Source organism: Massilia sp. SYSU DXS3249, assembly GCF_053668055.1.
Window position 1 is genome coordinate 339,928 of record NZ_JBSIPX010000004.1, and the last position, 24,992, is coordinate 364,919.

The following is a 24,992-nucleotide window of genomic DNA, read 5'->3' on the forward strand; positions in this document are numbered from 1 at the left end:
GGAGGAGATTGGGGCAGGCCGGCGGTTCCAGCTTAGCTGGCGTGCATAAGCGGGCTGTTATGGGGGATCAAGCGCCGACCTCGGCTGTCAGCGCGCGCTGGAGCCGCTCTTCTGCACGGCAATATAGAGATGTTGCTCCGGGTACTGGTCGAACTCGAGGTGCCGGCACACGCATCCGCCTTCCGCGATCACCGCCAGCAGGCCGGGGATGCCGAGCGTGCTGTAGGTGAGCGCCGGGCCCATGGTCGCGTCGACGTGCTCCCCCGGCGCATCGAGGCCGCCCGTGGAGAAAATGAGGACGCCGCCGGGCTCCAGGGCGCGCATGAGCTTCAGCATCAGGGGCCGCTGGTCGGCCAGCGGCACGTGCCAGATGCTGTCCCAGCCCGAGATGAAGCGGTAGCTGCGCGGGAGCGGCCAAATGCGGATATCGGCCTGGTGCAGCAGGACCGTAGGGTCGGCTTGCCTGGCCAGTTCGAGCATGCGTCCGGAGACATCGATGCCTTCGAGCTGCAGGCCGTGTTTTCGAATCAGCCCGTTGAAGCGGGTGCTGGCGCCGCAGCCGACGTTCAGCGCCCAGCCTCCGGTTCCCGGTCCGAGAAAGGCGAGCGCCCGACGGTGCTGCGGGACGCCATTGGCCTGGTTGAAGACATCGTCACGCCAGCGGTCGGCGAGGGTGTCGTAGGCGGCGGCGGTCGAAGGAAGCTTCATCCCCCAAGTATATGCCGCCGCCGGTGCAACCCGGCGCCGGCCTCAGGCCGCCATCACGGCGACCGGCTCGCCCTGCGCCGCCACGTTGCGGTTCACCGCCGACAGCACCGCCTTGAACGAGGCCGTCACGATGTTGCTGTCGATGCCCACGCCGAACAGGGTCGGGCCGTTCCCCACGCGCAGTTCGACATAGCAGGCAGCGCGCGCGTCGGCACCGGAGCCGATCGCATGCTCGTGGTAGTCCATCAAGCGGATGTCCATGCCCAGCGCGTGCACGAAGGCGTCGATCGGGCCGTTGCCCGCGCCGTGCAGCGTGCGCTGGATGGCGCCATCGGTCACGCCGACGTCCACCTGTACCGGCTCGCCGCCGCGCCCGTTGTCCGTCATGCGGTGCGAGCGGTAGGCGTAGGGCGCGTCCTGCTCCAGATATTCGCGCACGAACAGGGCGTGGATGTCGCTCGCCGCGATCTCGCGTCCGCTGGCGTCGGCCAGGCCCTGCACCACGCGCGAGAACTCGATCTGCAGGCGGCGCGGCAGGGCCAGGCCGTATTCCTGTTCCAGCAGGTAGGCCATGCCGCCCTTGCCCGACTGGCTGTTGACGCGGATGACGGCGTCGTAGCTGCGCCCGAGGTCGGCCGGGTCGATCGGCAGGTAGGGCACTTCCCAGAGGGCGTCCGGCTGCTGCTGCGCGAAGCCCTTCTTGATCGCGTCCTGGTGCGAACCCGAGAAGGCGGTGAATACCAGGTCGCCAGCGTAAGGATGGCGCGGATGGACCGGCAGCTGGTTGCACTCCTCGACCAGCTGGCGCACGCTGTCGATGTCGGAGAAGTCCAGGCCCGGGTGCACGCCCTGGGTGTAGAGGTTCAGGGCGAGCGTGACCAGGTCGACGTTGCCGGTCCGTTCGCCGTTACCGAACAAACATCCCTCGACGCGGTCGGCGCCGGCCATCACGGCCAGTTCGGCCGAGGCCACCGCCGTGCCGCGGTCGTTGTGCGGGTGGACGCTGATGACGAGCGACTCGCGCCGCTCGAGGTGGCGGCACATCCACTCGATCTGGTCGGCGTAGACGTTGGGCGTGCTCGCTTCCACGGTCGAGGGCAGGTTGACGATCATCGGATTGGCCTGCGTCGGCTCCCACACGGCGCTGACGGCGTCGACGATGCGCTTGGAGAAGGCGAGTTCGGTGGTCGAGAAGGACTCGGGCGAGTATTCCAGGCCCCATCGGGTCTGCGGGTGCTGCGCCACCAGCTCCTTGATCAGGCGGGTGCCGCTGACGGCGATGTTCACGATCTCGTCCTGCGTCATGCCGAACACCACGCGGCGGAACACCGGCGCTACCGAGTTGTAGATGTGGACGGTGGCGCGCTTGGCGCCGGCCGCGGCGTCTACGGTGCGGCGGATCAGCTCTTCGCGCGCCTGGGTCAGCACGATGATGGTCACGTCGTCGGGGATGCGGTTTTCCTCGACCAGCATGCGCACGAAGTCGAAGTCGGTCTGCGAGGCCGAGGGGAAACCGACCTCGATTTCCTTGACGCCGATCTTGACCAGCATCTCGAAGAAACGCAGCTTTTTCTCGGGGCTCATCGGCTCGATCAGCGCCTGGTTACCGTCGCGCAGGTCGGTGCTCATCCAGATCGGCGGGCGGGTGATGGTCTTGTTCGGCCATTGGCGGTCGGCCAGGTCGACGGCGGCGAAAGGACGGTATTTGGTGGATGGGTTGGTCAACATGTCAGCTCCTGCTAAAGATATTTCGATGCCGGGATCGGCGCGGGAGTGGCGGCGGGCTGCCGGACGGGCCACGAAACGCTAGGCCCGGCAACCGATCGGTAGTTTTAGCAGCAGACGAACGAAGGCGCGTGCGCCGGAGGTCAGCGACAGCAGGGAAATCTGGAGGGAATGCGGGTGAACGAACATCTTGCGAATCCTGTGACTACTTGAAAACCGGCAGGGCCGGACGCGGGGGAAATCAGGCGCGTAGTAGTAGCGCCGGCGCTAGGAGGCCGGTCAGCGGTAGGAGGGTCGACAGATGCAGTTGGGTGAACATTGACTTGACTCTAAGCGGGCGGCAAATGGTTTGTCAAGCGCTTTCGCCGAAGAGTTCAGGCCATGCAAGCGATTTGGCTGAGGACAGATTGCGCGGCTGCGGAGGATACCAAAACGCGTGGAGTCAGGACTCCACCCTACATATCGCGCCAGACGTGGGGTGGAGTCCCGACTCCACGCGTTGCAGTTGCGTTCTCAGCCAGCCGCGACGGCCACCGGCTGCACCCCGGCCTCTTCGCGCCGTGTCACGTGCACGATCGAAATGTCGAAGTGATACGACATCGCCGAGACCGCACCCATCGCATCGCCCGCACAGATCCGGTCCACTACCGCCTCGTGCGCGTCGATCACCCGGGTCAGTTCGCTTTCGCTTCGCCGGTCGTCGAAATGGATGCGCGAGGACGCCTCGACCGGGGTGCGCAGCGCGGCGAGCAGGATGCTGTTGAGCGGGTTGCCGCTCGCTTCGGCGATCACGGTGTGGATCGCGGTGTCGCAGGCGACCCGGCGCGCATGGTCGGAGCCGGCCGAGCGCATCTGCGCCACCAGCTCGCGCAGCTGCTGGCGCTGCTCCGCCGTAGCGTAGCGCGCGGCCAGCTGGGCCGATTGCAGCTCGATGGCGCGCCGCGTTTCGATCACGTGGGCCACGCTCACCTGGGCCGTGGTGAGCGCGTAGTCGAAGACCTGGGCCAGCACGTGCGGGTCGATCGCCTTCAGGCGCGGCTTGCGCCCGCCCTCGATCTCGAGGATGCCCAGCGCGGCCAGCGTGCGGTAGGCTTCGCGCACGCTGCCGCGGCTGACCTTCAGCTCGAGGCCGATCTGCACCTCGCTCGGCACCATGTCGCCGGGCCGCAGCTGCTCGCGGTTGACGAGGGCCAGCAGGTGGCGGGCCACCTGCGCGGACAGGGTAGGGCGTTCGAGCGAGGGGAGGGCGGCGATCTGGTTCATCGAAGGAGCCTAACTTTTCTGGTGAATGCTGTCAAACCAGCCATCATGGCTGCGCCGGATACACCCGCCCGATGCGGCTCGCCAGCAGCCAGAAGAACAGGCCGGTGAACACGTTGATCATGGCGACGATGGTCATCGACAGGCGCAGCCCGCTCACATTGCCGGCCGAGTTCAGCGCGTCGCTCAGGACGCCCACCAGCAGCGGTCCCATGCCCTGTCCGATGACGACGCCGACCACGCCGATGATCGCCACCGCCGTCGCGCGCGCCTGCGGGGCGACGAGGTCCTGCACCGTGCCGAAGACCGGGCCGGCCAGGGTGCCGGCGGTGAGGAAGGCGACGAACAGCAGGGCCATCGCGACCATCGGGTCCGGCACGTAGAAGCTGCCGATCAGCGGCACCAGCACGCCCCAGCTGACCCAGGCCGAATAGCGAGCGCCCCAGGTGCGCGAACCTTTTGCGTACTTCACCGTCAGCTGGCCGCCGACCAGGGCGCCGATGCCGCTCGCCAGGCCGATGCCCAGGCCCAGGCCGAGGCCGATGGCCATCGGGGTCATGGCGAAGGCGCGCTCGAAGTAGCTCGGCAGCCAGGCCGCGACGGCGCCGGCCAGGCCGACGAAGGCGAAGGCGAACACCAGCATGAAGAAGCAGCGCAGGTCGCCCAGCTGGGTCCAGATGCTGCCACCCAGGGTCGACGGCGGCGGCTGGTCCACGCGCAGCGGTTCGCGCACGGTGAAGTGGAAGATCAATGCCAGCACCATGCCGGCCACGCCGAGGATGATGAAGCCCATGCGCCAGCCTACGGTCTGCACCAGGATGCCGCCGCCCAGCATCCCGCCCAGCATGCCCAGATAGACGCCCGAGAAGTGGGCGCCGTAGGCGCGGCCGCGCAGCTCGCGCGGGTAGTAGTCGCCCAGCATCGAGTGCGAGGCCGGCACGCAGCCCGCTTCGCCCACGCCGACGCCGATGCGCGCCGCCAGCAGGAACATGAAGCTGGTCGCCATGCCCGACACGCCCGTCATCAGGGTCCAGACGGCGAAGCTGAGGAAAATGATCCACTTGCGGTTGCCGCGGTCTGCCATGCGCGCCAGCGGGATCGACACCAGGCCGCCGAGCAGGGCGAAGGCGAGGCCGGTCATCAGCCCGAGCTGGGTGTCGCTGAGCAGGAATTCCTTCTTGATCGGCTCCATGAACATCGAGATCACGACCTTGTCGACCGAGCACATGAAGCCGACCACGGCCAGCGCGACCAGCACGTAGGTGCGGTAGGCGTCGCTGAACTGCTTCACCGGGGCCGGATTGCTCTCGACCGGCAGGACTGCGGTGTCCATCGTGTTCGCTGCGGTCTTCATGCTGCCACCTCCGTTTGTAATGCGCCAAATCCGGCCGGGACCCAGGCGCCGGGTTCCGTATTCATGAAGCGCCGCAGATCCTCGGCCCACAGCCGTGCATCCGCCCCGGAAGCGAAGTGGCCCTTCTCGCTGTCGAGTTCCACATACGACCAGCCGGCCGTGCCAGGAAGCTGCGCGACTTCGCGTGCGAGGGCCGGCGAGAACATCGGGTCGGTGCGCGAAATTACGTACAGCACCGGCGCCCGGATGGCGTCCAGGCGGGCCCGCAGGTCGAAGCTTTCGGCGGCCTGCATCAGCACTACCAGCGACATCGGATCGAACTCCGACGCCCACTCGCGCGCCAGGCGGTCGACTTCTGCGGCGCGTGCGGCCGGATCCGGGAAACGCTCGGCCAGTTCGACGTCGACGCCATAGCGGCTCAGGGTGTCGGTCCGCATGGCCACGAGTTTGTCGAACAGCGCGTCGTGTTTCCCTGCCGCCCAGGCTGCCCAGCCCGGGTCGGCCTGGAGCGACGCCAGGATCGCCGCGGCGGTGCCCGGCGCGCCCGGATGCCAGGGCGCGCCGACGGCCGCCGCGACCCGCTCGACCATCTCGGGATAGTCCGCCGCCCACTGGAAGGACTGGTAGGCGCCGAAGGAAGGGCCGACCACCGCTGCCAGGCGCTTGACGCCCAGTGCGTCGAGCAAGGCCTTCTGCACGGCGACGATGTCGGCCACCGTCAAGGCCGGAAAGTCGGCGCCGTAGGCCTGGCCGGTCGCCGGGTCGACGCTGCCCGGGCCGGTGGAGCCGTAGCTGGAGCCGAGCATGTTCGGGCATACGACGAACCAGCGCTCGGTGTCGATCGGCTTGCCCGGGCCGACCAGTTCGGCCCACGAGCCTTCGGCGACGTTGGCGTCGGGGTCGAGCATGGTCGGGCCGGTCGTGTAGCCGTGCAGGACCAGCACCGCATTGGTGCCGGCGGCGTTCAACTTGCCCATGCAGCGGTAGGCAGTGGTCGGCGCGGCCAGCAGCGCGCCGCCGGCCAGCACCAGGTCGGGGCCGGTGTGGTAGTGGAGGGTATTCATCGCCGTCCGATCAGAAGCGGTAGGTCAGGTCGGCGCCGATGGTACGCGGCGCGATGACGCCTGCGCCGAAGGGGCTGCCGCCCGGCGTCAGGCTTTGCGACTTGAGGAAGGTGACGCCGTCGCTGCCCGTCAGGTTCTTGCCGTAGAAGGCGAGGCGCCAGTTGGCGTTCTCGATGCCGGCGCTGAGGTTGACCGTGGTATAGGAACCCACGTCCTTGGCGGCGCGCTCGCTGAAGTCGGAACGGCGCTCGCCCGTGTAGTTGACGGTGCCGCCGGCATACGCGGCGACGCCGGCTGCGACCGTGCGGCGGTAGTTGGCGCCGAGGGAGGCGGTGACCTTCGGCACGAAAGGCAGGCGGTCGCCATCGAGGCCGCCGGCGGCCGGTGCATTCTCCGTCAGGCGGGCGTCGGTGTAGCCGATGGCGCTGCGCAGCGACAGGCCCTGCACCGGGAAGTACGACACGGCCAGTTCCGCGCCGCGGCTGGTGGCGGCGCCGCCGTTGACGATGAAGTTGAAGCCCGCGGCGCTGGTCTGGATCTGGATGTCCTTCCAGTTGGTGCTGAACAGGGCCGCTTCGACCGACAGGCGGCCGCCGTCGATCACGGACTTGTAGCCGATCTCGTAGCTGGTCAGGGTGTCGGGCTGGAAGGTCAGCGGCGCCAGGGTCGCCGAGGTCGGCGGCACCGCGTTCGGGCCGCCGGGACGGAAGCCGGTTGCGACGCGGCCGTACAGCGAGTCGGTGGCGCTCGGCTTGTAGATGGCGCTGGCCAGGTAGGTGGTCTTGCTTTCCTTCGAGCCGGAGTCGATCAGGACCGGGGTCGGGCCGACCAGCAGGCCGCGGTAGTCCTGGGTGTAGACCTGCTCGTCCTTGCCGTGGCGGATGCCGGCCATCAGGTCCAGCTGCGGCGTGAGGGCGTAGGTGGCGTTCCCGAAGACCGAGTATTCCTTGTAGCTGGTGTCGATCGAGGCGCGCACGATCGAGGGCAGCGGATAGTCGGCGCCGGTGGTGGTCGAGAAGGGACGGAAACCCGGGATGCGGTTGGTGTTGTCTTCCTTGGTGTAGTAGACGCCGCCCTCATAGCCGAGCTTCTCGTCGAAGGCCGTCGAGCGCAGGCGCAGTTCCTGCGACACGCGGTGGGTGGTCGTGCCCTGGGCGTACTGGATGCCGAGGTCGGGGATGCGGAAGGCGGCGCCGAGCGCCACGCCGTAGCCCGCAGTGCCGTCCAGGCCCTGCGAGGCGTCCACGTTCTGCACCGTGGTCGAGGACACCAGCTCGAAGTTGCCGAGCTGGCCGTTGAGGGTCAGGTTGCCGACGTCCAGGCTGGCGGTCGAGATTTCGTCGGCGAAGCGGCGCTGGGTCAGTTCGCCGTACAGCGGGCGCTGCGTGGCCGGGTCGACGTCGACCAAGGTATTGCCCTGGGAGGTGACCTTCTGCGTCAGCGCGAAGGCGCTCAGCTTCCAGTCCGGGTTGATCATCCAGTTAAAGGCGACGCGTCCGCCCTCGACCTTCGCTTCGTTGACGTCCTCGCGGCCGTTGGTCTGGTCGATGTAGCCGGCATCGGTACGGCTGAAGGCCGACACGCGCAGGGCCATGGTCTGGTCGGCGAAGGGGATGTTCAGCGAGGCGCGGCCAACCTTGCCGTTGCCGCCGTGCTGCACCGAGTTGCCGCCCAGGGTGACGCTGCCGCGCAGCTTGCGGTAGTCCGGCGCCGAGGTCACGTAGCGCACCAGGCCGCCCATCGCGCCCGCGCCGTACAGGGTCCCCTGCGGGCCCTTCAGGATCTCGACGCGCTGCAGGTCGGCCGGGTCGATGTCCGGGGTCACCGCGCTGCCGGCGGCATAGGCGTTGACCGAGCCGATCGGCGCTTCGTCGACATAGAAGGCGGTGGTCGACGCCGACTGGTTGACGCCGGTCGTGATGCCGCGCAGCGCCACCTGGGTGAAGCCCTGGCGGAAGGAGGACAGCGACATGCCAGGCACCTGCGCCACGTAATCCTCGAGGCGGACCTTGCCGTCCTTGGCCAGCTGCTCGGTGTTGACCGAGGTGACCGAGGCCGGCACGTCGATCGCCGCCTGCTCGCGCTTTTGCGCGGTGACGATGACCTTGTCGATGCCGTCCTCGTTCGCAGCTTGCTGCTGCTGGGCGAAGGCGGGCAGGGCGGCGATCGAGCAGAGCAGCGATACGGCCGTGGCGGTGGCGGTGCGGGCGAAGCGTGGTGCGTGGTACATGAGTGTCTCCAATATTTTTATGGATTTATAGTGTTTTATGTACTGCGGGTGATGCTGGGTGGCCGTCTTAGCCGAATATTTTTCCCGGGTTGAGAATGCCGTTCGGATCCCATGCCTGCTTGATCGACTGCATCAGCCCGACGACCTCGCTGCCGTATTCGAGCAGCAGCTTGGATTTCTTGCCCATGCCGATCCCGTGCTCGCCGGTGCAGGTGCCGCCGACCGACAGCGCGCGGTCCACCATGGCGGCATACACGCGGTCGACCGCCGCATGTTCTTCCGGCTGGTCCGGCATCGGCATGAACAGCACGTGGAAGTTGCCGTCGCCGACGTGGCCGAGGATGGGGGCGACCAGGCCCTCGGCGTCGATCAGGGCGCGCGCCTCGGCCACGCTCTCGGCCAGGGCCGACATCGGCACGCAGATGTCCGCGACCACGCTCACGCAGCCCGGGCGCAGGGCGAGGGCGGCGAAGTATGCCAGATGGCGCGCGTGCCACAGGCGCGAGCGGTCTTCCGGGCGGGTCGCCCATTCGAAATTAGTGCCGCCATGGCCGGCCGCGACTTCCTGGGCCAGCCCGGCCTGCTCCTGCACCGCCAGCGGGGTGCCGTGGAATTCGAGGAACAGGGTCGGCAGCTCGGCCAGTCCCAGGTTCGAGTGCGCGTTGCAGGCGCGAACCTGGTGCTCGTCGAGGAACTCGATGCGCGCGAAAGGCACGCCCGACATCGACAGCTCGGTCACCGCATCGACGGCGGCAGCCAGGGTCGGGAAGGCGCAGCTGGCGGCGGCCACTTCGGCCGGCAGCGGATGCAGGCGCAGCGTGATTTCGGTGATGACGCCGAGCGTGCCTTCGGACCCGGTCAGCAGGTGCACCAGGTCGTAGCCGGCCGAGGACTTGCGTGCGCGCGAACCGATCTTCACCAGGCGGCCGTCGGCCAGCGCCACTTCCAGGCACTGCACGTTGTGCGCCATCGAGCCGTAGCGCAGGGTGGTGGTGCCGGAGGCGCGCGTCGAGACCATGCCGCCGATGGTGGCGTTGGCGCCCGGGTCGACCGGGAAGAACAGGCCGGTGCCCTTCAGGTGGGCGTTGAGGGTTTCGCGGGTGATGCCCGGCTGGACCACGCAGTCGCTGTCCTCGGGGTTGATGGCGATGACCGCGTCCATGCGCGACATGTCGATGCAGACGCCGCCGTGCGGCGCGCTGACGTGGCCCTCGAGCGAGCTGCCGGCGCCGAAGGCGATGACAGGCACCCGGTGCTCGTTGCACAGCGCGAGGATGGCGCAGACCTCGTGCTTGTCGAGCGGCCAGACGACAACGTCGGGCGCCAGGCTGGTGGCCAGGCCTTCGCCGCGCGCATGCTGCTGGCGCACGGCCGGGGCGACGCTGACGCGGTCGCCGTAGCGTTCCTGCAGCGGCGCAATGATCGCGTCCGCGGCGCCGAAGGTGTGAAGGGGATGTCTCGAGGTCATGCTCCGTCCTTTTTCGGAAACTTGTCGTTTTGTATGAGCCGAGAATACGCCGAGCCTGCTAACCTGTCAAACATGTTTGATATGTGGTACGGGCGATACGTTCCTGCCGGAGAGCTGAGAGGCTGTTTTACGACGCGCCTGTATGATATGTTTACGAATATAAATAAAACTGGAGACACCGTGCCTACTAACCAACCTGCCGTCATCCTCGTCCACGGCGCTACCTTGAACGGCGCTTCCTGGGCGCCCGTGCGGCGCCTGCTCGACCCGCGCCTGCGCGTGCTGGCCCCCGACCTGCCGGGCCATGGCGCGCGCCGCGACGAAGCCTATACGCTGGGCGGCGGGGTCGCGACCCTGCAGGCGGTGGCGCGCGCGCTGGGCGATGCGCCCTTCATCCTGGCGGGCGATTCGCTCGGCAGCTTCACGTCCCAGGCTGCAGCGGCGTCGCTGCCCCAGGACCGGTTGAAGGGACTGGTGCTCGGCGGCGCGAGCCACGAATTCATCGGCCTGCCGGTGCTGCCCTATGCCGCCAAGGCCATGCTGTTCCGGGTGATGCTGGCGCTGCAGGACGAGCGCAAGCTGGTCGAAAAGAAGATCCCCGATACCCTGCGCGAGTTGGGCTTGAAAGAAGAGGATGTCGCGGCCACGATGGCGGCGGGGATCAGCCTGCGCGCGTTTCCGCAGGCGGTGGCGGCGCTGCGCGGCGTTGACTTTCGCGGGAAGCTGGCGCAGATCTCCCAGCCGACGGTGTTTATCAACGGCGATCTCGATACCAACCATGTGCGCGGGGAGGCCCGTTACGTCGCCGCCGCGCAGGACGCGGAGGTGCATCGCTTCGCCGGGTGCGAGCATGGGGTCAGTTTGCGCCGCAGCCCGGAATACGCGGCGCTGCTGAACGGCTTCGCGCGGCGCGTGCTGCCGTAGTAAGGAGGCCGGGAGTCCAGGCTTGGCTTCGCAACGCGTGGAGTCAGGACTCCACCCTACCTATCGCGCCAGGCGTAGGGTGGAGTCCCGACTCCACGCGTTTACACCCTCCGCACACCCCGTGCATTCGACCTCAGCGGAAAATCGCCACCCGCTCCTGCGCCGCGCGCATGGCATCCACCAGCTGGCGCGACCCGGCCAGCTCACCCCAAACCGCCGGCTCGGCACAGAAGGCAGCCACCACATCCGACGCGCCGCAGACCCGCTGCACGAACCCATCATCCAGCGCGGCGTCGCGATAATCGGCCTCCAGCAGGCCTGCCCGCCAGCGCAGCAAAAACGCAAGGTACAGCGCCGGCAACGGCATCACGGCCTCCAACGGCAGGCCGCGCGCCATGCGCTCGCGGATGGTCGGCACGATGAACCCGGGCAGCTTGGCCAGGCTGTCGGCCAGCACCCGGTCGACCGTGTCGCGGATCGCTGCGCTGGAAAAGCGGGCGATCACCGCGTCGCGGTAGGCCTCCAAGTCCACCGGGCTCGGACGCAGGCAGTCGAACACGGCGTGCGTGGCGTAATCGTGCACCAGTGCGCGGATGCGCGGGTCGCGCATGCCCTCGTCGATGCTGCGGCAGCCGAGCAGGGCGCCGGCCCAGGCCACGCAGCTGTGGCTGGCGTTGAGCAGGCGGATCTTGGCTTCCTCGTAGGGTTCGACCGACGCCACCATCCGCGCGCCCACTCGTTCCCACTGCGGCCGGCCGGCGCAGAAATCGTCCTGGATCACCCATTCGATGTAGGACTCGCTCATCACCGCCGCCGGATCGGCGTAGCCGCGCGCCGCGCGTACGCGCTCCTGCAGTTCGGGCGTGGCGCGCGGCGTGATGCGGTCGACCATCGCGTTCGGGAAGCTGGTGTGCTGCGCCATCCAGTCCAGCAGTGCGGACTCGCCGGCCAGGCCCAGGTACTCGGCCAGGCCCTGGCGCACACGCTCGCCGTTGTGGCGCAGGTTGTCGCAGCAGAGCAGGGTGACCGGACCCGATTCCGCGTCGCGCCGTGCGCGCAGGATGGCGGTCAGCACGCTGTAGATCGTCGCGCCGGCCTGGCCGAGACGCGTCTGGTCCAGGCTCTCGCGCAGGCCGGGCAGGGATTGGTCGAGGCGGCCGTCGGGCCCGAGCAGATAGCCGGCTTCGGTGACCGTGAAGGAGACGATGCGCGTCGCCGGGTCCGCCCCGGTCGCGACGACCGCCTCGAGTCCGGGCGCGTAAGGCAGGACGTCCGAGATGGCGCGGATGGTGCGGTAGGCGTAGGTCCCGGAAGGCGTCACCGTCTCCAGCGTATAGGCGCAGCCGCGGGCCGCCATTGCCGGTCCCGGATCGAGCGGGTCGGGGCGGATGTTCCCGGCGACGATGGTCCAGCGGCGGTCGCCGGCATCGATCAGGTCCTGCAGGTAGGCCGCCTGGTGTGCGCGATGAAAGGCGCCGAGGCCGAGGTGGAGAATGACGTTGGGCTTGTCCATAAATCCTGTCTGATAGGTTTGAGCGGTTTTTCTTGTGATTTTCAGAAAGTTCTGCCATCTTATATCAACCTGTATGACAGGTTCGGATTATTTGGAGACCACCGTGTTACCAGCCCATAAATCACCCAGCAAGTCGGAGAGGACCCGGGCGGCGATCATCGAGCATGCCCTCAACGTGGCCAGCCATGACGGCCTGGAAGCGCTGACCCTCGGCACGCTCGCCGATTCCATGAAGATGAGTAAAAGCGGCGTGGTCAGCCGCGTCGGCTCGCGCGAGACCCTGCAGCTGGCGGTGCTCGCCAACTACCGCCAGCGCTTCGAGGCCCAGGTGCTGCAGCCCTCGCAGGCGAGCACGCCCGGCCTGCCTCGCCTGCGCCGCCTGTTCGACATGAGCCTGCGCCACGTCGAGTCCGGCCGCTCCGCCGGCTGCTTCTACATCAGCTGCGCCGCCGAATACGACGACCGCCCGGGGCCGCTGCGCCATGCGGTGACCGACAGCGTCATCGCCTGGCGCGCCGCCTTCGAGCGCGAGGCGGGCCAGGCCGTCGCGTTGAAGCACCTCGCCCCTGATACCGACCCCGGCCAGCTGGTGTTCGAGATCTACGCCTTGCTGCTGGCCGCGCAGCACGACACCCGCCTGCTCGAGCAGAAGGGCGCCGCCAGCCGCGCGCGCGCCGGCTTCGAGCGCCTGCTGGCACGCTGCGGGGCCAGCCAACCCACAGGGAGCACAAGCTATGCCTGATTCACCCCTGCACCAGATCCTGCGCGAGCACATGCCCGGCATTCCGCACCGGGACGTGCCACGCTTCGCAGCAAGCCTGAGCGCGGACGAGCCCTACGCCGCGCCCGCAATCGACGGCAGCGTGCCCGCGGGCCGCCTGACCGAGTGCCGCCACCGCTCCACCCGGGTCTATCCCGGCGTCGAACGCGCCTATACCGTCTATGTGCCAACGCAGTTGAAGGAGGCCGAGGAGGCCAGCCTGATGGTGTTCCAGGACGGCCTGCGCTACCTCGGCCCGGAGGCGAACGCCGCGCGCGTGCTCGACGCCCTGATCTTCGAAGGCGCGATGCCGCCCACCATCGCTGTCTTCGTCGAGCCGGGCGAGACCGGGCCGGGCCTGCCGGTCTACGGCGGCCTCGACAACCGCAGCCTCGAATACGACGCCCAAGGCGGCGACTACGTGCGCTTCCTGTTAGAGGAGCTGTTGCCTGAAGCACTGGAGGGTTACCGCGTGTCGAACGACCCGGCGCGGCGCGCCATCGCCGGCATCAGCTCGGGCGGCCACTGCGCCTTCAACGCCGCCTGGGAACGGCCGGACGCCTTCGGAAAGGTGCTGACCCACTGCGGCAGCTTCGTCGCCATCCGCGGTGGCCACGAATGGCCGGCCCGCGTGCGGCGCGCAGCGATGAAGCCCTTGCGCGTGTTCCTGCAAAGCGGCGCGCACGACCTCGACATCATGTACGGCAACTGGCTGCTCGCGAACCGCGAAATGGCATCGGCACTGGCCTACCGCGGCTACGACCATCAATTCGTGACCGGGGAGGGCGGGCACTCGCTCAAGCACGGCGGCGCAATCCTGGCCGACACCTTGCGCTGGCTCTGGCGTGATTGACCCCGTGCTGACGCTGCCCCGTTTCGTCGCGGCGGGAGAGGCGCTGACCGACATGGTGCGCACGGGCGTCGACACCTGGCGCAGCCATCCCGGCGGCTCGACCTGGAACGCCGCCCGCGCCATGGCCGGCCTCGGCGTGCCGAGCGCTTTCGCTGGCGCCGTCAGCGCCGACCTGTTCGGGGCGGACCTGCTGAAGGCAACCGGCGACGCCGGCCTCGATCCGCGCTTCCTCCAGCAGGTCGACAAGCCGCCGCTGCTCGCCGTCGTCCACGAACTCGACCCGCCCAGCTACTTCTTCATCGGCGCCGACAGCGCCGATCTGCATTTCGACCCGTACAAGCTGCCGGCTGGTTGGCAGGTTGCGGTGGAATGGGCGCATTTCGGCGGCATCAGCCTGGCGCGCGAACCGCTCGCGGGCAGGCTGGTGGCGCTGGCGCGCGAGCTCAAGGCGCAGGGCGTGCGCATCAGCTACGACCCGAACTTCAGGAGCCTGATGGACGCGCGCTACGATGCGACCCTGGCGACAATGACGGCGCTGGCCGATGTGGTGAAGGTGTCGGACGAAGACCTGCGCGGGCTGTTCCGCTGCGCCGATGCGGATGCCGCTTTCGCGCGGCTGCGCGCGATGAATCCGCAGGCCATGTTCCTGTACACGCGCGGCGCCGAGGGCGCGTCCCTGCACATGGGCGCGGGCGCGTGGCATGCGCGGCCGCCGCCAATCGAGGTGGTCGACACGGTCGGCGCAGGCGACGCCAGCCTGGCCGGGCTGGTGACCAGCCTGATGTTGCGGCCCGGGCTGGAAGGCGGCGCACACCTGGCCTTCAGCGTCGCCGCGGGAGCTGCGGCCTGCACGGTGCAGGGCGCGGCGCCGGTCGGGATGGGGGCGGTCGACGCGCTGGCTGCTCTCGTCGAGGCAAAAAAAAAGCCCGCTTGAGCGGGCCTGAAGACTATTTTCTTGGAGGAGAATAGTGGAGACGGGTTGATTATGCTGCTGCGCCGCATATTGATCCAATGATACTTCGTGATCTCGGTTATTACGGATTGGTATAACTCTGCAATAAGGCTTGCCTGCCGAGGTCATCAGCGTACCGGGTGCGGCCTGTTCCGACGTCGGAGGAATCGCGATGCGTCGAGCGCGATCCCAACAGCTATCTAATTGGGATCTCAAGTACTTCCTGCACCCAGCTCGCGGCCACCCCCACCTTTTCGCCGCCACCCATCAAGAAGATGCGGTTGCCGACGACCGCCGCCCCGTGTCCGTGCCTTGGCGTCGGCATCGGCGGCAGGGCCGACCAGCGGTCCCCTTTCGGATCGTAGACCCAGGCATCGGCGAACACCTTGCCGCTCGGGACGAACTGCTCGCCGCCGAAGGCATACAGCTTGCCGTCGTAGGCCGCCGCGGCCAGCCCGCCCTGGGCCTGGGGCATCGGCGCCCTGGTTTCCCAGCGGTCGGTGGCAGGGTCGTAGACCTCCAGCGTCGCCAGGTTGACGGGGCGCTGCCTGCCGTCGTCCTGCCTGAGCATCTGGCGGCCACCCACCACATAAATCCTGTCATCGATGACGGCCGCCGCCGCGCTGTTGCGTGCGGTCGGCGCATCGGCGATGCGCTCCCAGCGGCCAGAGCGCGTGTCCAGCACCTCGCCGCGCTGGGTGTCGGCATGCTCGCTGATGTGCTTTGCCTGCGGGCTGGTCGGGACACGCCCGCCGATGAAGTAGATCTTGCCCTTGCTTGACGCGACCACGCCTTCGGCCCGCGCCTGGGGCAGGGAGGGCCCGGCCGACCAGCGGTTCGCCTGGGCGTCGTAGACGAACACCGTCGTATGGGCGCGCCAGTCGGGAATGGCGCCGGAGAAGCCGCCGATGCCGTAGATCTTGCCGCCGGCTTCGGCCAGGGCGATGTGGTGGCGGCCTTCCGGCAGGGGCGCGAGCGTGGTCCAGCGGCCTGTGTTCACATCGTAGGCTTCGGCCTGGTCGGTGAAACCGGGCGGCTGCGACAGGATGCCGCCGGCCACGATGATCCTGTCGCCGAGCACGGCGGGGTAGATTTCCTGCCGCGCCAGGCTGGCGTCGGCGGTGCGGGACCAGCGCGCTGCCGGCGTGGAGCCGACGGTTTGCTGCGCCACGGCGACGTGAGGGGCGGCGATCAGGGTCGCGGCCAGGACGGCCGGCAAGATTGTATTCAACTGTTGTCCTTCGATTCGATTGTCGTCCAAACGATGAAATGCCTGAAGGCCGAGTGAGCTTTTCGGTATCCGGATTTCATGCGCTTCCGTAAATGCTCCTTCCAGCTTGTCCCTTAGTCGGGCGCTGACGATACCAGGAGGTCGGCAACGACATCACCCCGAAGTGGGCCATCTACAAGCTCGGAGAGTTCACGCATCTTATTGCGCAGCTCGACCATGCGCGCAGTAGGCTCGGCTTGTGTGGCCCAGACGAGTTCGGACGGCCATTGGGCGTATGCAAAATAGTGGCCGTCGGCGCACCGATGCAGACGCGACCCCAGGCCGCCTCGTTCATCGCGTATCAGTTCGGTCAGTTCCCGCCAGGCGTGCTCGAAGTCCGGCTCGCGACCAGAAGCTACTTTCCATCTAAAGTAAATCGCGTACATAAGATTTTGTCGTGTTGTAGCCGATCTCGGGCGTTTTCGAAAGACTGCTTCTGGCTACCTTCAGATGTCGTCGAAACGGCCCAGTGTACGGGAAATGTTGCTCTTCAAGCAAGCTGGAAACCTCTTTCAACTTCCGTAACGCCCGTCCCTTGATTCAAGCAGGCTTGGATCGCCCATCAGGGGAACGCGGTGGCGATGAGGCCGAGTTTCTGCTCGATCATCATCGGTATCGTCAAGCGTCGTCATTTAGCGACAAACCTGTGCTCTTCTGTCATTAAAAGACGAGAAATCTCAGCAGCAAGGAGTGTGCAAGCGTAAGCGATCTCTACAATGCCACGCTCATCCACTTCAATGGGCACGGACTGCCGCACATGCTGAAACCTATCTTGCTTGTTGAAGATAATCCGTTCGATCAAGAACTGGCGCTCGCCGCCCTGGGCCGGGCCAGGCTCGCCAACGAGACCGTCGTCGTCGGCGACGGCGTCGAAGCGCTCGACTACCTGCGCCGTGAGGGGAAGTTTGCGGAGAGGGAGGCCGGCAACCCGGCCGTCATCCTGCTCGACCTGAAGCTGCCGAAAATCGACGGCCTCGAGGTGTTGAAGGCCGTGCGCGCCGACGCCGCGACTGCGCGCGTGCCGGTCGTGATGCTGACCGGCTCGCGCGAGCACGGCGATCTCGAAGCCTGCTATGCCTCGGGCGCCAACGCTTACGTCGTCAAGCCGATCGAGTTTTCCGACCTGGTGCGGGTGGTCGGCGAGATCGGCACGTTCTGGGCTGTGCTCAACGAACCGCCGCCGGGATCGTTGCGCTACATCCAGCAGTAGGCAGCGTCCCCGGTCTCACTTCCTTTTCAACTGCGACAGGTCGCGCACCGCGCCGCGGTCGGCCGAGGTGGTGAGCGCGGCATAGGCCTGCAGCGCCTGCGACACATAACGTTCGCGCCCGACCGGCTGCCAGGCGTCTGCGCCGCGCGCTTCCATCGCCACGCGCCTTTGCGCCAACTCGCCCTCGCTCACGCGCAGGTTGATGGTGCGCGCCGGGATGTCGATGTCGATCGTGTCGCCTTCCTCGACCAGCCCGATGGCGCCGCCTTCGGCCGCTTCCGGCGAAGCGTGGCCGATCACCAGGCCCGAGGAGCCGCCCGAGAAGCGCCCGTCCGTGAACAGCGCGCAGGTCTTGCCGAGGCCCTTGGACTTGATGTAGGAGGTCGGGTAGAGCATCTCCTGCATGCCGGGTCCGCCCTTCGGGCCTTCGTAGCGGATGATGACCACGTCGCCCGCGTGCACGCTGTCGCCCAGGATCGCCTCGACCGCCGCGTCCTGGCTCTCGAACACGCGCGCCTTGCCGGAGAAGCGCAGGATGCTCTCGTCGACGCCGGCCGTCTTCACGATGCAGCCCTTTTCGGCGATGTTCCCGTACAGGACCGCCAGGCCGCCGTCCTGCGAGTAGGCGTGGGCGCGGTCGCGGATGCAGCCCAGGCTGCGATCGATGTCGTTGCTGTCGAAGCGTTCGGACTGCGAGAACGCGACCTGGGTCGGCACGCCGCCCGGGGCCGCGCGGAACAGCTGGTGCACCGCGCGGTCGTCGCTGACGCGGATATCGTACTTCGCGATGGCGTCGCCCAGCGTCGGGCTGTGCACGGTCGGCAGCGAGGTGTCGAGCAGGCCGGCGCGCGCCAGTTCGCCCAGGATGGCGACGATGCCGCCGGCGCGGTGCACGTCCTCGATGTGGTACTTGTCGGTCATCGGCGCCACCTTGCACAGGCAGGGCACCTGGCGCGAGATGCGGTCGATGTCGGCCATCGTGAATTCGACCTGCGCCTCGTGTGCGGCGGCCAGCAGGTGCAGCACGGTGTTGGTCGAGCCGCCCATCGAGACGTCGAGCGCCATGGCGTTCTCGAACGCGGCCTTGGTGGCGATCGAACGCGGCAGCACGGAATAGTCGTCCTGCTCGTAGTGGCGCCTGGCGACCTCCACGATCAGGCGGCCGGCCTTCAGGAACAGCTCCTTGCGGTCGGCGTGGGTGGCGAGGATGGTGCCGTTGCCGGGCAGGGACAGGCCGAGCGCCTCGGTCAGGCAGTTCATCGAATTGGCCGTGAACATGCCGGAGCAGGAGCCGCAGGTGGGGCAGGCGGACCGTTCGATCTCGGCCACGTCGGCATCCGACACGCTGCTGTCGCCGGCCTTGATCATCGCGTCGACCAGGTCGAGCTTGATGATCTTGCGGTCGTTGTTGACGACCTTGACTACCTTGCCGGCCTCCATCGGGCCGCCCGAGACGAAGACCACCGGGATGTTCAGGCGCATCGCGGCCATCAGCATGCCGGGGGTGATCTTGTCGCAGTTCGAGATGCAGACCATGGCGTCGGCGCAGTGGGCGTTGACCATGTATTCGACCGAGTCGGCGATCAGGTCGCGCGAGGGCAGCGAGTAGAGCATGCCGCCGTGGCCCATGGCGATGCCGTCGTCGACGGCGATGGTGTTGAATTCCTTGGCGACCCCGCCCGCCGCCTCGATCTCGCGCGCGACCAGCTGGCCCAGGTCCTTCAGGTGGACGTGGCCCGGCACGAACTGGGTGAAGGAATTGACGACGGCGATGATCGGCTTGTCGAAGTCGCCGTCCTTCATGCCGGTGGCGCGCCACAGTGCGCGTGCGCCCGCCATGTTGCGGCCCTGGGTGGTGGTGTGGGAACGGTAGGTCGGCATGGAGTCTCCTGGCGCGGCTGTCGATTGTGAAAACGACAGGGTGCCGTGAGCCCGGTGATTTGTCCAATATATGATTGGAGGGGCTGTGATTCGTTTTGCGAATCAATGCGATGAGGGATTGCACGCCAGTCGATTGTGCGGGGCCGGCAAAACGCGTGGAGTCAGGAGGCTCGGCGCCCCCCCTCACACCCTACATCTGGCGCGAATTGTAGGGGTGGTGGAGGCCAATGGCCTCCTCCACGGCTTCACCGGAGTCCCGACTCCACGCGTTACAGCGCCCGCAGCACCCCAAAAATATAAACGCCGCTCCGATACGCATCGAAGCGGCGTTTCCAGCTTGATTCCGGCCGATCAATCCAGCTTGATATTCGCCTGCGTAATCACCTTGTTCCAGTACCCCAGCTCCGTATTCACCAGGTTGTTCAGCGCCGCCGGATTCATGTAGCGCACTTCCACGCCCTGGGCCGCAGCCTGCTTCTTCGCCTCCGGCGTGTCCAGCGCCTGCTTCACGCCGTTGCTGAGCGTCGTCACCAGCGCAGGCGGCGTGCCTGCCGGGGCGAACAGGCCGACCCAGGCTTCGAGCGTGAACTTGGGCAGGCCGGCTTCGGCGGTGGTGGGCACGGTCGGCATCATCGGATGACGGGTCTTGCCGGCGATCGCCAGCGCCTTCAGCTTGCCGGACTGGACGTGCTGCATCACGGACGGCGGCGTGGTGATGAAGACCTGCACCTGCCCGGAGAGCACGTCCGCGATCGCCTGGCCCGAACCTTTATACGGCACGTGCAGCATGTCGGTGCCGGTCTGCTGCTTGAAGAGTTCGGTGCCGATGTGCGACAGCGAGCCGTTGCCCTGCGACGCGTAGGTCACCTTGCCCGGGTTCTTCTTCAGGTAGGCGATCAGCTCGGGCAGCGTGTTGACCGGCAGCGAAGGGTGGACGGCGATCACGTTGGTGGCGGCCACCAGCAGGGCGACCGGCGTGAAATCCTTCGGCGCCCATGGCAGCTTGCTCATCAGCGAGGGATTGGCCGTGTGGTAAGCGGAGTACGACACCAGCAGGGTGGCGCCGTCCGGCGCCGAGCGGGCCACGGCCTGGTAGGCGATGTTGCCGCTGCCGCCGGGGCGGTTGTCGACGATGACCGTGTGCTTGAGCAGCTGGCCGAGCGGCTGGCCGATCACGCGGGCCGCGGTGTCGACCACGCCGCCGGGAGGATTGGGAACGATCAGGCTGATCGGCCGGGAAGGGAGCTGTTGGGCGAAGGCGGTGGCCGAGCCCAGCAGCAGCATGCTGCAGGCGATACGGGCAAAAGTGCGGGACATCGTGGTCTCCTGTGAAGGTCGTTCTTCGATTGGCCGCTCTCGACGGCGGGTTTGGAGCCAATGTAAACGGTTTATTGGTGTTCAGGCATTCGTATATCGGCCGGGCGGTCTTCGCGTTTTGCGAAGCCTTCGTATTCCACGAAGCCCTGGTTGCCAATTCAGAAATTCCGTTCCCGGGCCAGTGCGCGCAGACTCGAAGCACGCATCCACTTCGAGTACCAACGCACACATATGGACAATCAGATTCTCTCAGGCATCCGCGTCCTGGAGCTGGGCCAGCTGATCGCCGGCCCCTTCGCCGCGAAAACCCTGGCCGATTTCGGCGCCGAGGTGATCAAGGTGGAGACGCCGGGCGACGGCGACCCCTTGCGCAAGTGGCGCATGCTGCACAAGGGCACTTCGGTGTGGTGGCAGGCGCAGTCGCGCAACAAGCAGTCGATCGCCATCGACCTGCGCACCGCCGAAGGACAACAGCTGGTGCGCAGGCTGGCCGAGTCGGCGGATGTGCTGGTCGAGAACTTCCGGCCGGGCACCATGGAGAAATGGGGCCTGGGCTGGGACGAGCTGCACCGCCTGAATCCGCGCCTGATCATGCTGCGCGTGTCCGGCTATGGACAGGACGGGCCGCGGCGCGACGAACCCGGCTTTGCCGCGATTGCCGAGGCGATGGGCGGCCTGCGCTACATCACGGGCGAGCCGGGCCGGGTGCCGGTGCGCGCCGGGGTCTCGCTCGGCGATACGCTGGCCGGCCTGCATGGCGCGCTCGGCGTGATGCTGGCGCTGTACCAGCGCGACGCCAGGGGCGGCAGCGGCCAGATGATCGACGTCGCCCTCTACGAGTCGGTGTTCAACATGACCGAGAGCCTGCTGCCCGAGTACTCGGCCTTCGGCGCCGTGCGCAAGCCGGCCGGCGGCGCCTTGCCCGGCATCGCGCCCTCGAACGCCTACCGCTGCCAGGACGGCGAATACGTCCTCGTCGCCGGCAACGGCGATTCCATCTTCAAGCGCCTGATGGGACTGATCGGGCGCGCCGACCTGGCCGAGGATCCCGGGCTGGCCCGCAACGACGGCCGCGCCGCCCGCGTGGACGAACTCGATGCAGCGATCGAAGCCTGGACGGCCACGCTCGGCATCGATGCCGCACTCAGCGCCCTCAAGGGTGCAGGCGTGCCGTCCGGCCGCATCTATTCGGCCAGGGACATCGCCGAAGACAAGCACTACCGCGCGCGCGGCGTGATCGAGAAGCTGCGCAGCGCGGACGGGCTGGAAGTCGATGTGCCGGGCGTGATGCCCAAACTGTCCGGCAATCCTGGGGCCATTCACAGCCGGGCGCCCGAGCTGGGGGAACACACCGAACAGATCCTGGCCGATGCCGGCCTGTCCGCCGCCGAGATCGCGGCCCTCAAGGAAAAAGGAGTCGTCTCGTGAGCCGCCGTCTGGAAATCAACGAAGTGTCGCCGCGCGACGGCCTGCAGATGGAGCGCCAGAACGTGCCCACCGAGAGCAAGATCGCCTTCGTCGACGCCCTGTCGGACTGCGGTTTCGCCCGGATCGAGGTCACCTCCTATACCTCGCCCAAGGCCATCCCGACCCTGGCCGACGCCGAAGCCGTCATGGCCGGCATCCGGCGCGTGCCCGGCGTGAAGTACACGGCCCTGGTGCCCAACCTGCGCGGCATGGAGCGCGCCCTGGCGGGCCGGCCGGACGAAATCAACCTGGTGATGTCGGCCGGCGAAACCCACAACCGCGCCAACCTGCGCATGACGCGCGCGCAGTCGCTGGCCACGCTGCAGGACGTCATCCGCGCCGCCGATGCGGTCGGCTTGCCCTGCAACGTCTCGCTGTCCACGGCTTTCGGCTGCCCCTTCGACGGCGAGGTCGACGCGCAGGACGTCCTGTCGCTGGCGGGAGCCCTGGCCGATGCCGGCGCCGCCGGGATCACCGTCTGCGACACCACCGGCATGGCCTACCCGACCCAGGTGGCAAGCCTGTGCGAGCGCCTGCAGCGTGCGCTGCCAGGCCTGCCCCTGACCATCCACCTGCACAACACGCGCGGCATGGGCCTGGCCAATGCCCTTGCCGCCTTCGGGACCGGCATCGACCGCTTCGACGGCGCCCTCGGCGGCCTGGGCGGCTGTCCGTACGCGCCCGGCGCCAGCGGCAACGTCAGCACCGAAGAGCTGGTGCACATGTTCGCGGCGATGGGGCAGGAGACCGGCGTCGACCTCGATGCGCTGCTCGCGCTGGTGCGTTCGATGTCCGGACTGGTGGGGCGGCCCGTGTTCAGCCAGCTGGCCGAGGCCGGGCCGCGCCTGCGCCGCTTCGCGCCGCCGGCCTGGCTGGCCGAGAAGTTTCCACAACAGGCAGCTTGAAAGGGAAAAAGACATGGCACAAACCCTGTACGACAAACTGTGGGCGCGGCATGTGGTGCATGTCGAGGAAGACGGCACCACGCTGCTCTACGTCGACCGTCACCTCCTCAATGAGGTGATGAGCCCGCAGGCTTTCGAGGGCCTGCGCACCCAGAAGCGCAAGGTCTGGCGCATCGCCTCGAACCTGGCGGTGGCCGACCACAACATCCCGACCACCGACCGCAGCGCAGGCATCGACGACCCCGTCTCGCGCCTGCAGGTCGAGACGCTGGCGAAGAACTGCGGCGAATTCGCCATCACCGAAATCGGCATGACGGACCAGCGCCAGGGCATCGTGCACGTGATCGGGCCGGAGCAGGGCATTACCCTGCCGGGCCTGAGCGTGGTCTGCGGCGACAGCCACACCAGCACCCACGGCGCTTTCGCCTGCCTGGCCTTCGGCATCGGCACCTCCGAGGTCGAGCACGTGCTGGCGACCCAGTGCCTGCTCGGGAAGAAGTCGAAGAACATGCTGGTGCGCTTCGACGGCCAGCTGCCTGCAGGCGTGACAGCCAAGGACATGGCGCTGGCCATGATCGGCCGCATCGGCACCGCCGGGGCGACCGGCTACGCGATCGAGTACGCCGGCGAGGCGGTCGGCGCGCTGTCGATGGAAGGACGCATGACCCTGTGTAACCTGACGGTGGAAGCGGGAGCGCGCTGCGGCATGGTCGCCGTGGACGACAAGACCATCGCCTACCTGGAAGGCCGGCCGCAGGCGCCCGCGGGAGAACAATGGGAGCGGGCGGTGGCCTACTGGCGCACGTTGAAAAGCGACCCGGACGCGGTGTTCGACCAGGTGGTGGCGATCGACGTGGCGGCCATCAAGCCCCAGGTCACCTGGGGCACCTCGCCGGAGATGGTCACCACCGTGGACGGCATGGTGCCCGACCCGGCCCAAGAACCGGACCCGGTCCGGCGCGCCGGCATCGAGCATGCGCTGGCCTACATGGGACTGGCGCCGAATACGCCGATCACGGACATCCACGTCGACGTCGTCTTCATCGGCTCCTGCACCAATTCGCGCATCGAAGACCTGCGCGCCGCCGCCGCTGTCGTGCGCGGCCGGCAGGTGGCGCACAACGTGCAGCTGGCGATGGTGGTGCCGGGCTCCGGGCTGGTCAAGCGCCAGGCCGAGGCCGAGGGGCTGGACGCCGTGTTCAGGGAGGCGGGTTTCGAATGGCGCGAGCCGGGCTGCTCGATGTGCCTGGGCATGAACGCCGACCAGCTCAAACCCGGGCAACGCTCGGCGTCCACGTCGAACCGCAACTTCGAGGGCAGGCAGGGCGCCGGCGGGCGTACCCACCTGGTCAGCCCGGAAATGGCGGCGGCCGCCGCCGTCATGGGCCATTTTGTCGACATGAGGGATTGGCACTGATGGACAAGTTCACCACACATGACGGCCTGGTCGTCCCGCTGGACCGCGGCAATGTCGATACCGACGCGATCGTGCCGAAGCAGTTCCTGAAATCGATACGGCGCTCCGGCTTCGGCGTGAACCTGTTCGACGCCTGGCGCTACCTCGACATCGGGGAGCCGGACCAGGATTGCAGCGGGCGGCCGCTGAACCCGGATTTCGTGCTGAACCAGCCGCGCTACCAGGGCGCCAGCATCCTGCTCGCGCGCGAGAACTTCGGTTGCGGCAGCTCGCGCGAGCATGCTCCGTGGGCCCTGGCCGACTATGGCTTCCGCGTGATCATCGCGCCGTCCTTTGCCGAGATCTTCTACAACAACTGCTTCAAGAATGGCCTGCTGCCTATCGTCCTGCCCGAGCAGGAAGTCGACGCGCTGTTCAAGGCCTGCGAAGGCACACCCGGCTTCCGGCTGGCGGTCGACCTGCCGGCGCAGACGGTGTCCTGGCCGGGCGGGCAGCCCGTGCTCTCCTTCGAGGTGGACGCTTCGCGCAAACAGCGCCTGCTGCACGGACTGGACGACATCGCGCTGACCATCGGCCATGCGGACAAGATCAAGGCCTATGAAGCCTGGCGCAGGCGCGAGGAGGACTGGGTGTTTCCAGCGTGAGGCGATCCGCGGCACGAGCCTGTTGTGGCAGAATGCAGCGGTGCCGAACAACCGCCGAGCCAGGGGAGGG

At 67.6% G+C, this 24,992-nt stretch carries 21 protein-coding genes; 9 read left to right on the forward strand and 12 right to left on the reverse strand.

All coding sequences use genetic code 11. The annotated features are described in order from the left end of the window. Nucleotides 1-87: 87 nt before the first annotated feature. The 7 genes from ACWCIA_RS07645 to ACWCIA_RS07675 form a co-directional block, all read right to left on the reverse strand. Nucleotides 88-708 (reverse strand): class I SAM-dependent DNA methyltransferase, encoded by a 621-nt coding sequence (locus tag ACWCIA_RS07645; protein ID WP_454162020.1) that lies wholly within the window; start codon nucleotides 706-708, stop codon nucleotides 88-90. A 42-nt stretch (nucleotides 709-750) separates the two neighbouring features. Further along, nucleotides 751-2,436 carry a 2-isopropylmalate synthase gene (gene leuA, locus ACWCIA_RS07650; RefSeq protein WP_454162021.1) on the reverse strand — a complete coding sequence of 562 codons (1,686 nt, stop codon included), beginning with the start codon at nucleotides 2,434-2,436 and terminating at the stop codon, nucleotides 751-753. A 510-nt stretch (nucleotides 2,437-2,946) separates the two neighbouring features. After that, nucleotides 2,947-3,696: a FadR/GntR family transcriptional regulator gene (locus ACWCIA_RS07655; RefSeq protein WP_454162023.1), complete on the reverse strand. Its 750-nt coding sequence runs from the start codon at nucleotides 3,694-3,696 to the stop codon at nucleotides 2,947-2,949. Between the two features lie 43 nt (nucleotides 3,697-3,739). Next, nucleotides 3,740-5,047 carry an MFS transporter gene (locus tag ACWCIA_RS07660; protein ID WP_454162024.1) on the reverse strand — a complete coding sequence of 436 codons (1,308 nt, stop codon included), beginning with the start codon at nucleotides 5,045-5,047 and terminating at the stop codon, nucleotides 3,740-3,742. Beyond that, complete coding sequence (locus ACWCIA_RS07665) at nucleotides 5,044-6,111, reverse strand: alpha/beta fold hydrolase (protein ID WP_454162025.1); 1,068 nt, start codon at nucleotides 6,109-6,111, stop codon at nucleotides 5,044-5,046. The genes ACWCIA_RS07660 and ACWCIA_RS07665 overlap by 4 nt, the downstream gene beginning before the upstream one ends. 10 nt (nucleotides 6,112-6,121) lie before the next feature. Continuing rightward, nucleotides 6,122-8,341, reverse strand: coding sequence for a TonB-dependent receptor (locus ACWCIA_RS07670; protein WP_454162026.1), 2,220 nt, complete (start codon nucleotides 8,339-8,341; stop codon nucleotides 6,122-6,124). A 67-nt stretch (nucleotides 8,342-8,408) separates the two neighbouring features. Further along, the gene (locus ACWCIA_RS07675; protein ID WP_454162028.1) at nucleotides 8,409-9,809 is read right to left on the reverse strand and encodes an FAD-binding oxidoreductase; all 1,401 of its coding nucleotides are present in this window, start codon (nucleotides 9,807-9,809) and stop codon (nucleotides 8,409-8,411) included. A 180-nt stretch (nucleotides 9,810-9,989) separates the two neighbouring features. Here ACWCIA_RS07675 and ACWCIA_RS07680 point away from each other — a divergent pair, with 180 nt between their 5' ends. Then, nucleotides 9,990-10,733: an alpha/beta fold hydrolase gene (locus ACWCIA_RS07680; RefSeq protein ID WP_454162030.1), complete on the forward strand. Its 744-nt coding sequence runs from the start codon at nucleotides 9,990-9,992 to the stop codon at nucleotides 10,731-10,733. Nucleotides 10,734-10,866: 133 nt separating this feature from the next. Here the strand turns inward: ACWCIA_RS07680 and dalD are convergent, their stop codons facing one another. Beyond that, nucleotides 10,867-12,246 (reverse strand): D-arabinitol 4-dehydrogenase, encoded by a 1,380-nt coding sequence (gene dalD, locus ACWCIA_RS07685; protein WP_454162032.1) that lies wholly within the window; start codon nucleotides 12,244-12,246, stop codon nucleotides 10,867-10,869. A gap of 103 nt (nucleotides 12,247-12,349) precedes the next feature. Here dalD and ACWCIA_RS07690 point away from each other — a divergent pair, with 103 nt between their 5' ends. From ACWCIA_RS07690 to ACWCIA_RS07700, 3 genes are read left to right on the forward strand one after another with little or no spacing between them, the layout of a single operon-like run. Beyond that, on the forward strand, nucleotides 12,350-12,988 hold the full coding sequence (locus tag ACWCIA_RS07690; protein ID WP_454162034.1) for a TetR/AcrR family transcriptional regulator: 639 nt from the start codon (nucleotides 12,350-12,352) through the stop codon (nucleotides 12,986-12,988). Continuing rightward, nucleotides 12,981-13,859: an alpha/beta hydrolase gene (locus tag ACWCIA_RS07695; RefSeq protein ID WP_454162036.1), complete on the forward strand. Its 879-nt coding sequence runs from the start codon at nucleotides 12,981-12,983 to the stop codon at nucleotides 13,857-13,859. Before ACWCIA_RS07690 ends, ACWCIA_RS07695 begins: the two co-directional genes overlap by 8 nt. 52 nt (nucleotides 13,860-13,911) lie before the next feature. Continuing rightward, a complete protein-coding gene (locus ACWCIA_RS07700; RefSeq protein ID WP_454162082.1) occupies nucleotides 13,912-14,793 on the forward strand; it encodes a carbohydrate kinase family protein in 882 nt (293 codons plus the stop codon). 214 nt (nucleotides 14,794-15,007) lie between these two features. On the opposite strand, the gene ACWCIA_RS07705 is transcribed toward ACWCIA_RS07700, so the two are convergent. Then, the gene (locus tag ACWCIA_RS07705; RefSeq protein ID WP_454162037.1) at nucleotides 15,008-16,042 is read right to left on the reverse strand and encodes a Kelch repeat-containing protein; all 1,035 of its coding nucleotides are present in this window, start codon (nucleotides 16,040-16,042) and stop codon (nucleotides 15,008-15,010) included. Between the two features lie 113 nt (nucleotides 16,043-16,155). After that, the gene (locus ACWCIA_RS07710) at nucleotides 16,156-16,467 is read right to left on the reverse strand and encodes an antibiotic biosynthesis monooxygenase family protein (protein WP_454162039.1); all 312 of its coding nucleotides are present in this window, start codon (nucleotides 16,465-16,467) and stop codon (nucleotides 16,156-16,158) included. Nucleotides 16,468-16,838: 371 nt separating this feature from the next. On the opposite strand from ACWCIA_RS07710, the gene ACWCIA_RS07715 reads away from it, so the two are divergent. Beyond that, a complete protein-coding gene (locus tag ACWCIA_RS07715; protein WP_454162041.1) occupies nucleotides 16,839-17,291 on the forward strand; it encodes a response regulator in 453 nt (150 codons plus the stop codon). A 15-nt stretch (nucleotides 17,292-17,306) separates the two neighbouring features. Here ACWCIA_RS07715 and ilvD read toward each other — a convergent pair whose 3' ends face one another. Beyond that, the gene (gene ilvD / locus ACWCIA_RS07720) at nucleotides 17,307-19,172 is read right to left on the reverse strand and encodes a dihydroxy-acid dehydratase (RefSeq protein ID WP_454162043.1); all 1,866 of its coding nucleotides are present in this window, start codon (nucleotides 19,170-19,172) and stop codon (nucleotides 17,307-17,309) included. Nucleotides 19,173-19,523: 351 nt separating this feature from the next. Then, nucleotides 19,524-20,489, reverse strand: a complete 966-nt coding sequence (locus ACWCIA_RS07725) for a Bug family tripartite tricarboxylate transporter substrate binding protein (RefSeq protein ID WP_454162044.1) — start codon at nucleotides 20,487-20,489, stop codon at nucleotides 19,524-19,526. A gap of 231 nt (nucleotides 20,490-20,720) precedes the next feature. On the opposite strand from ACWCIA_RS07725, the gene ACWCIA_RS07730 reads away from it, so the two are divergent. From ACWCIA_RS07730 to leuD, 4 genes are read left to right on the forward strand one after another with little or no spacing between them, the layout of a single operon-like run. Further along, the gene (locus ACWCIA_RS07730; protein WP_454162045.1) at nucleotides 20,721-21,917 is read left to right on the forward strand and encodes a CaiB/BaiF CoA transferase family protein; all 1,197 of its coding nucleotides are present in this window, start codon (nucleotides 20,721-20,723) and stop codon (nucleotides 21,915-21,917) included. Beyond that, nucleotides 21,914-22,861: a hydroxymethylglutaryl-CoA lyase gene (locus ACWCIA_RS07735; RefSeq protein ID WP_454162047.1), complete on the forward strand. Its 948-nt coding sequence runs from the start codon at nucleotides 21,914-21,916 to the stop codon at nucleotides 22,859-22,861. Before ACWCIA_RS07730 ends, ACWCIA_RS07735 begins: the two co-directional genes overlap by 4 nt. 13 nt (nucleotides 22,862-22,874) lie before the next feature. Then, nucleotides 22,875-24,278 carry a 3-isopropylmalate dehydratase large subunit gene (gene leuC, locus ACWCIA_RS07740; protein ID WP_454162048.1) on the forward strand — a complete coding sequence of 468 codons (1,404 nt, stop codon included), beginning with the start codon at nucleotides 22,875-22,877 and terminating at the stop codon, nucleotides 24,276-24,278. Beyond that, nucleotides 24,278-24,922: a 3-isopropylmalate dehydratase small subunit gene (leuD, locus tag ACWCIA_RS07745; RefSeq protein WP_454162050.1), complete on the forward strand. Its 645-nt coding sequence runs from the start codon at nucleotides 24,278-24,280 to the stop codon at nucleotides 24,920-24,922. Before leuC ends, leuD begins: the two co-directional genes overlap by 1 nt. The last annotated feature ends 70 nt before the right edge of the window (nucleotides 24,923-24,992 follow it).

Coding starts and splice junctions, on each gene's coding strand:
- ACWCIA_RS07655 (WP_454162023.1), bottom strand. CDS start 3,696: ATGAACCAGATCGCCGCCCTCCCCTCGCTCGAACGCCCTACCCTGTCC.
- ACWCIA_RS07660 (WP_454162024.1), bottom strand. CDS start 5,047: ATGAAGACCGCAGCGAACACGATGGACACCGCAGTCCTGCCGGTCGAG.
- ACWCIA_RS07730 (WP_454162045.1), top strand. CDS start 20,721: ATGGACAATCAGATTCTCTCAGGCATCCGCGTCCTGGAGCTGGGCCAG.
- ACWCIA_RS07675 (WP_454162028.1), bottom strand. CDS start 9,809: ATGACCTCGAGACATCCCCTTCACACCTTCGGCGCCGCGGACGCGATC.
- ACWCIA_RS07725 (WP_454162044.1), bottom strand. CDS start 20,489: ATGTCCCGCACTTTTGCCCGTATCGCCTGCAGCATGCTGCTGCTGGGC.
- ACWCIA_RS07695 (WP_454162036.1), top strand. CDS start 12,981: ATGCCTGATTCACCCCTGCACCAGATCCTGCGCGAGCACATGCCCGGC.
- ACWCIA_RS07710 (WP_454162039.1), bottom strand. CDS start 16,467: ATGTACGCGATTTACTTTAGATGGAAAGTAGCTTCTGGTCGCGAGCCG.
- leuD (WP_454162050.1), top strand. CDS start 24,278: ATGGACAAGTTCACCACACATGACGGCCTGGTCGTCCCGCTGGACCGC.
- ACWCIA_RS07700 (WP_454162082.1), top strand. CDS start 13,912: ATGGTGCGCACGGGCGTCGACACCTGGCGCAGCCATCCCGGCGGCTCG.
- ACWCIA_RS07665 (WP_454162025.1), bottom strand. CDS start 6,111: ATGAATACCCTCCACTACCACACCGGCCCCGACCTGGTGCTGGCCGGC.
- leuC (WP_454162048.1), top strand. CDS start 22,875: ATGGCACAAACCCTGTACGACAAACTGTGGGCGCGGCATGTGGTGCAT.
- ACWCIA_RS07670 (WP_454162026.1), bottom strand. CDS start 8,341: ATGTACCACGCACCACGCTTCGCCCGCACCGCCACCGCCACGGCCGTA.
- ACWCIA_RS07715 (WP_454162041.1), top strand. CDS start 16,839: ATGCTGAAACCTATCTTGCTTGTTGAAGATAATCCGTTCGATCAAGAA.
- ilvD (WP_454162043.1), bottom strand. CDS start 19,172: ATGCCGACCTACCGTTCCCACACCACCACCCAGGGCCGCAACATGGCG.
- ACWCIA_RS07645 (WP_454162020.1), bottom strand. CDS start 708: ATGAAGCTTCCTTCGACCGCCGCCGCCTACGACACCCTCGCCGACCGC.
- leuA (WP_454162021.1), bottom strand. CDS start 2,436: ATGTTGACCAACCCATCCACCAAATACCGTCCTTTCGCCGCCGTCGAC.
- dalD (WP_454162032.1), bottom strand. CDS start 12,246: ATGGACAAGCCCAACGTCATTCTCCACCTCGGCCTCGGCGCCTTTCAT.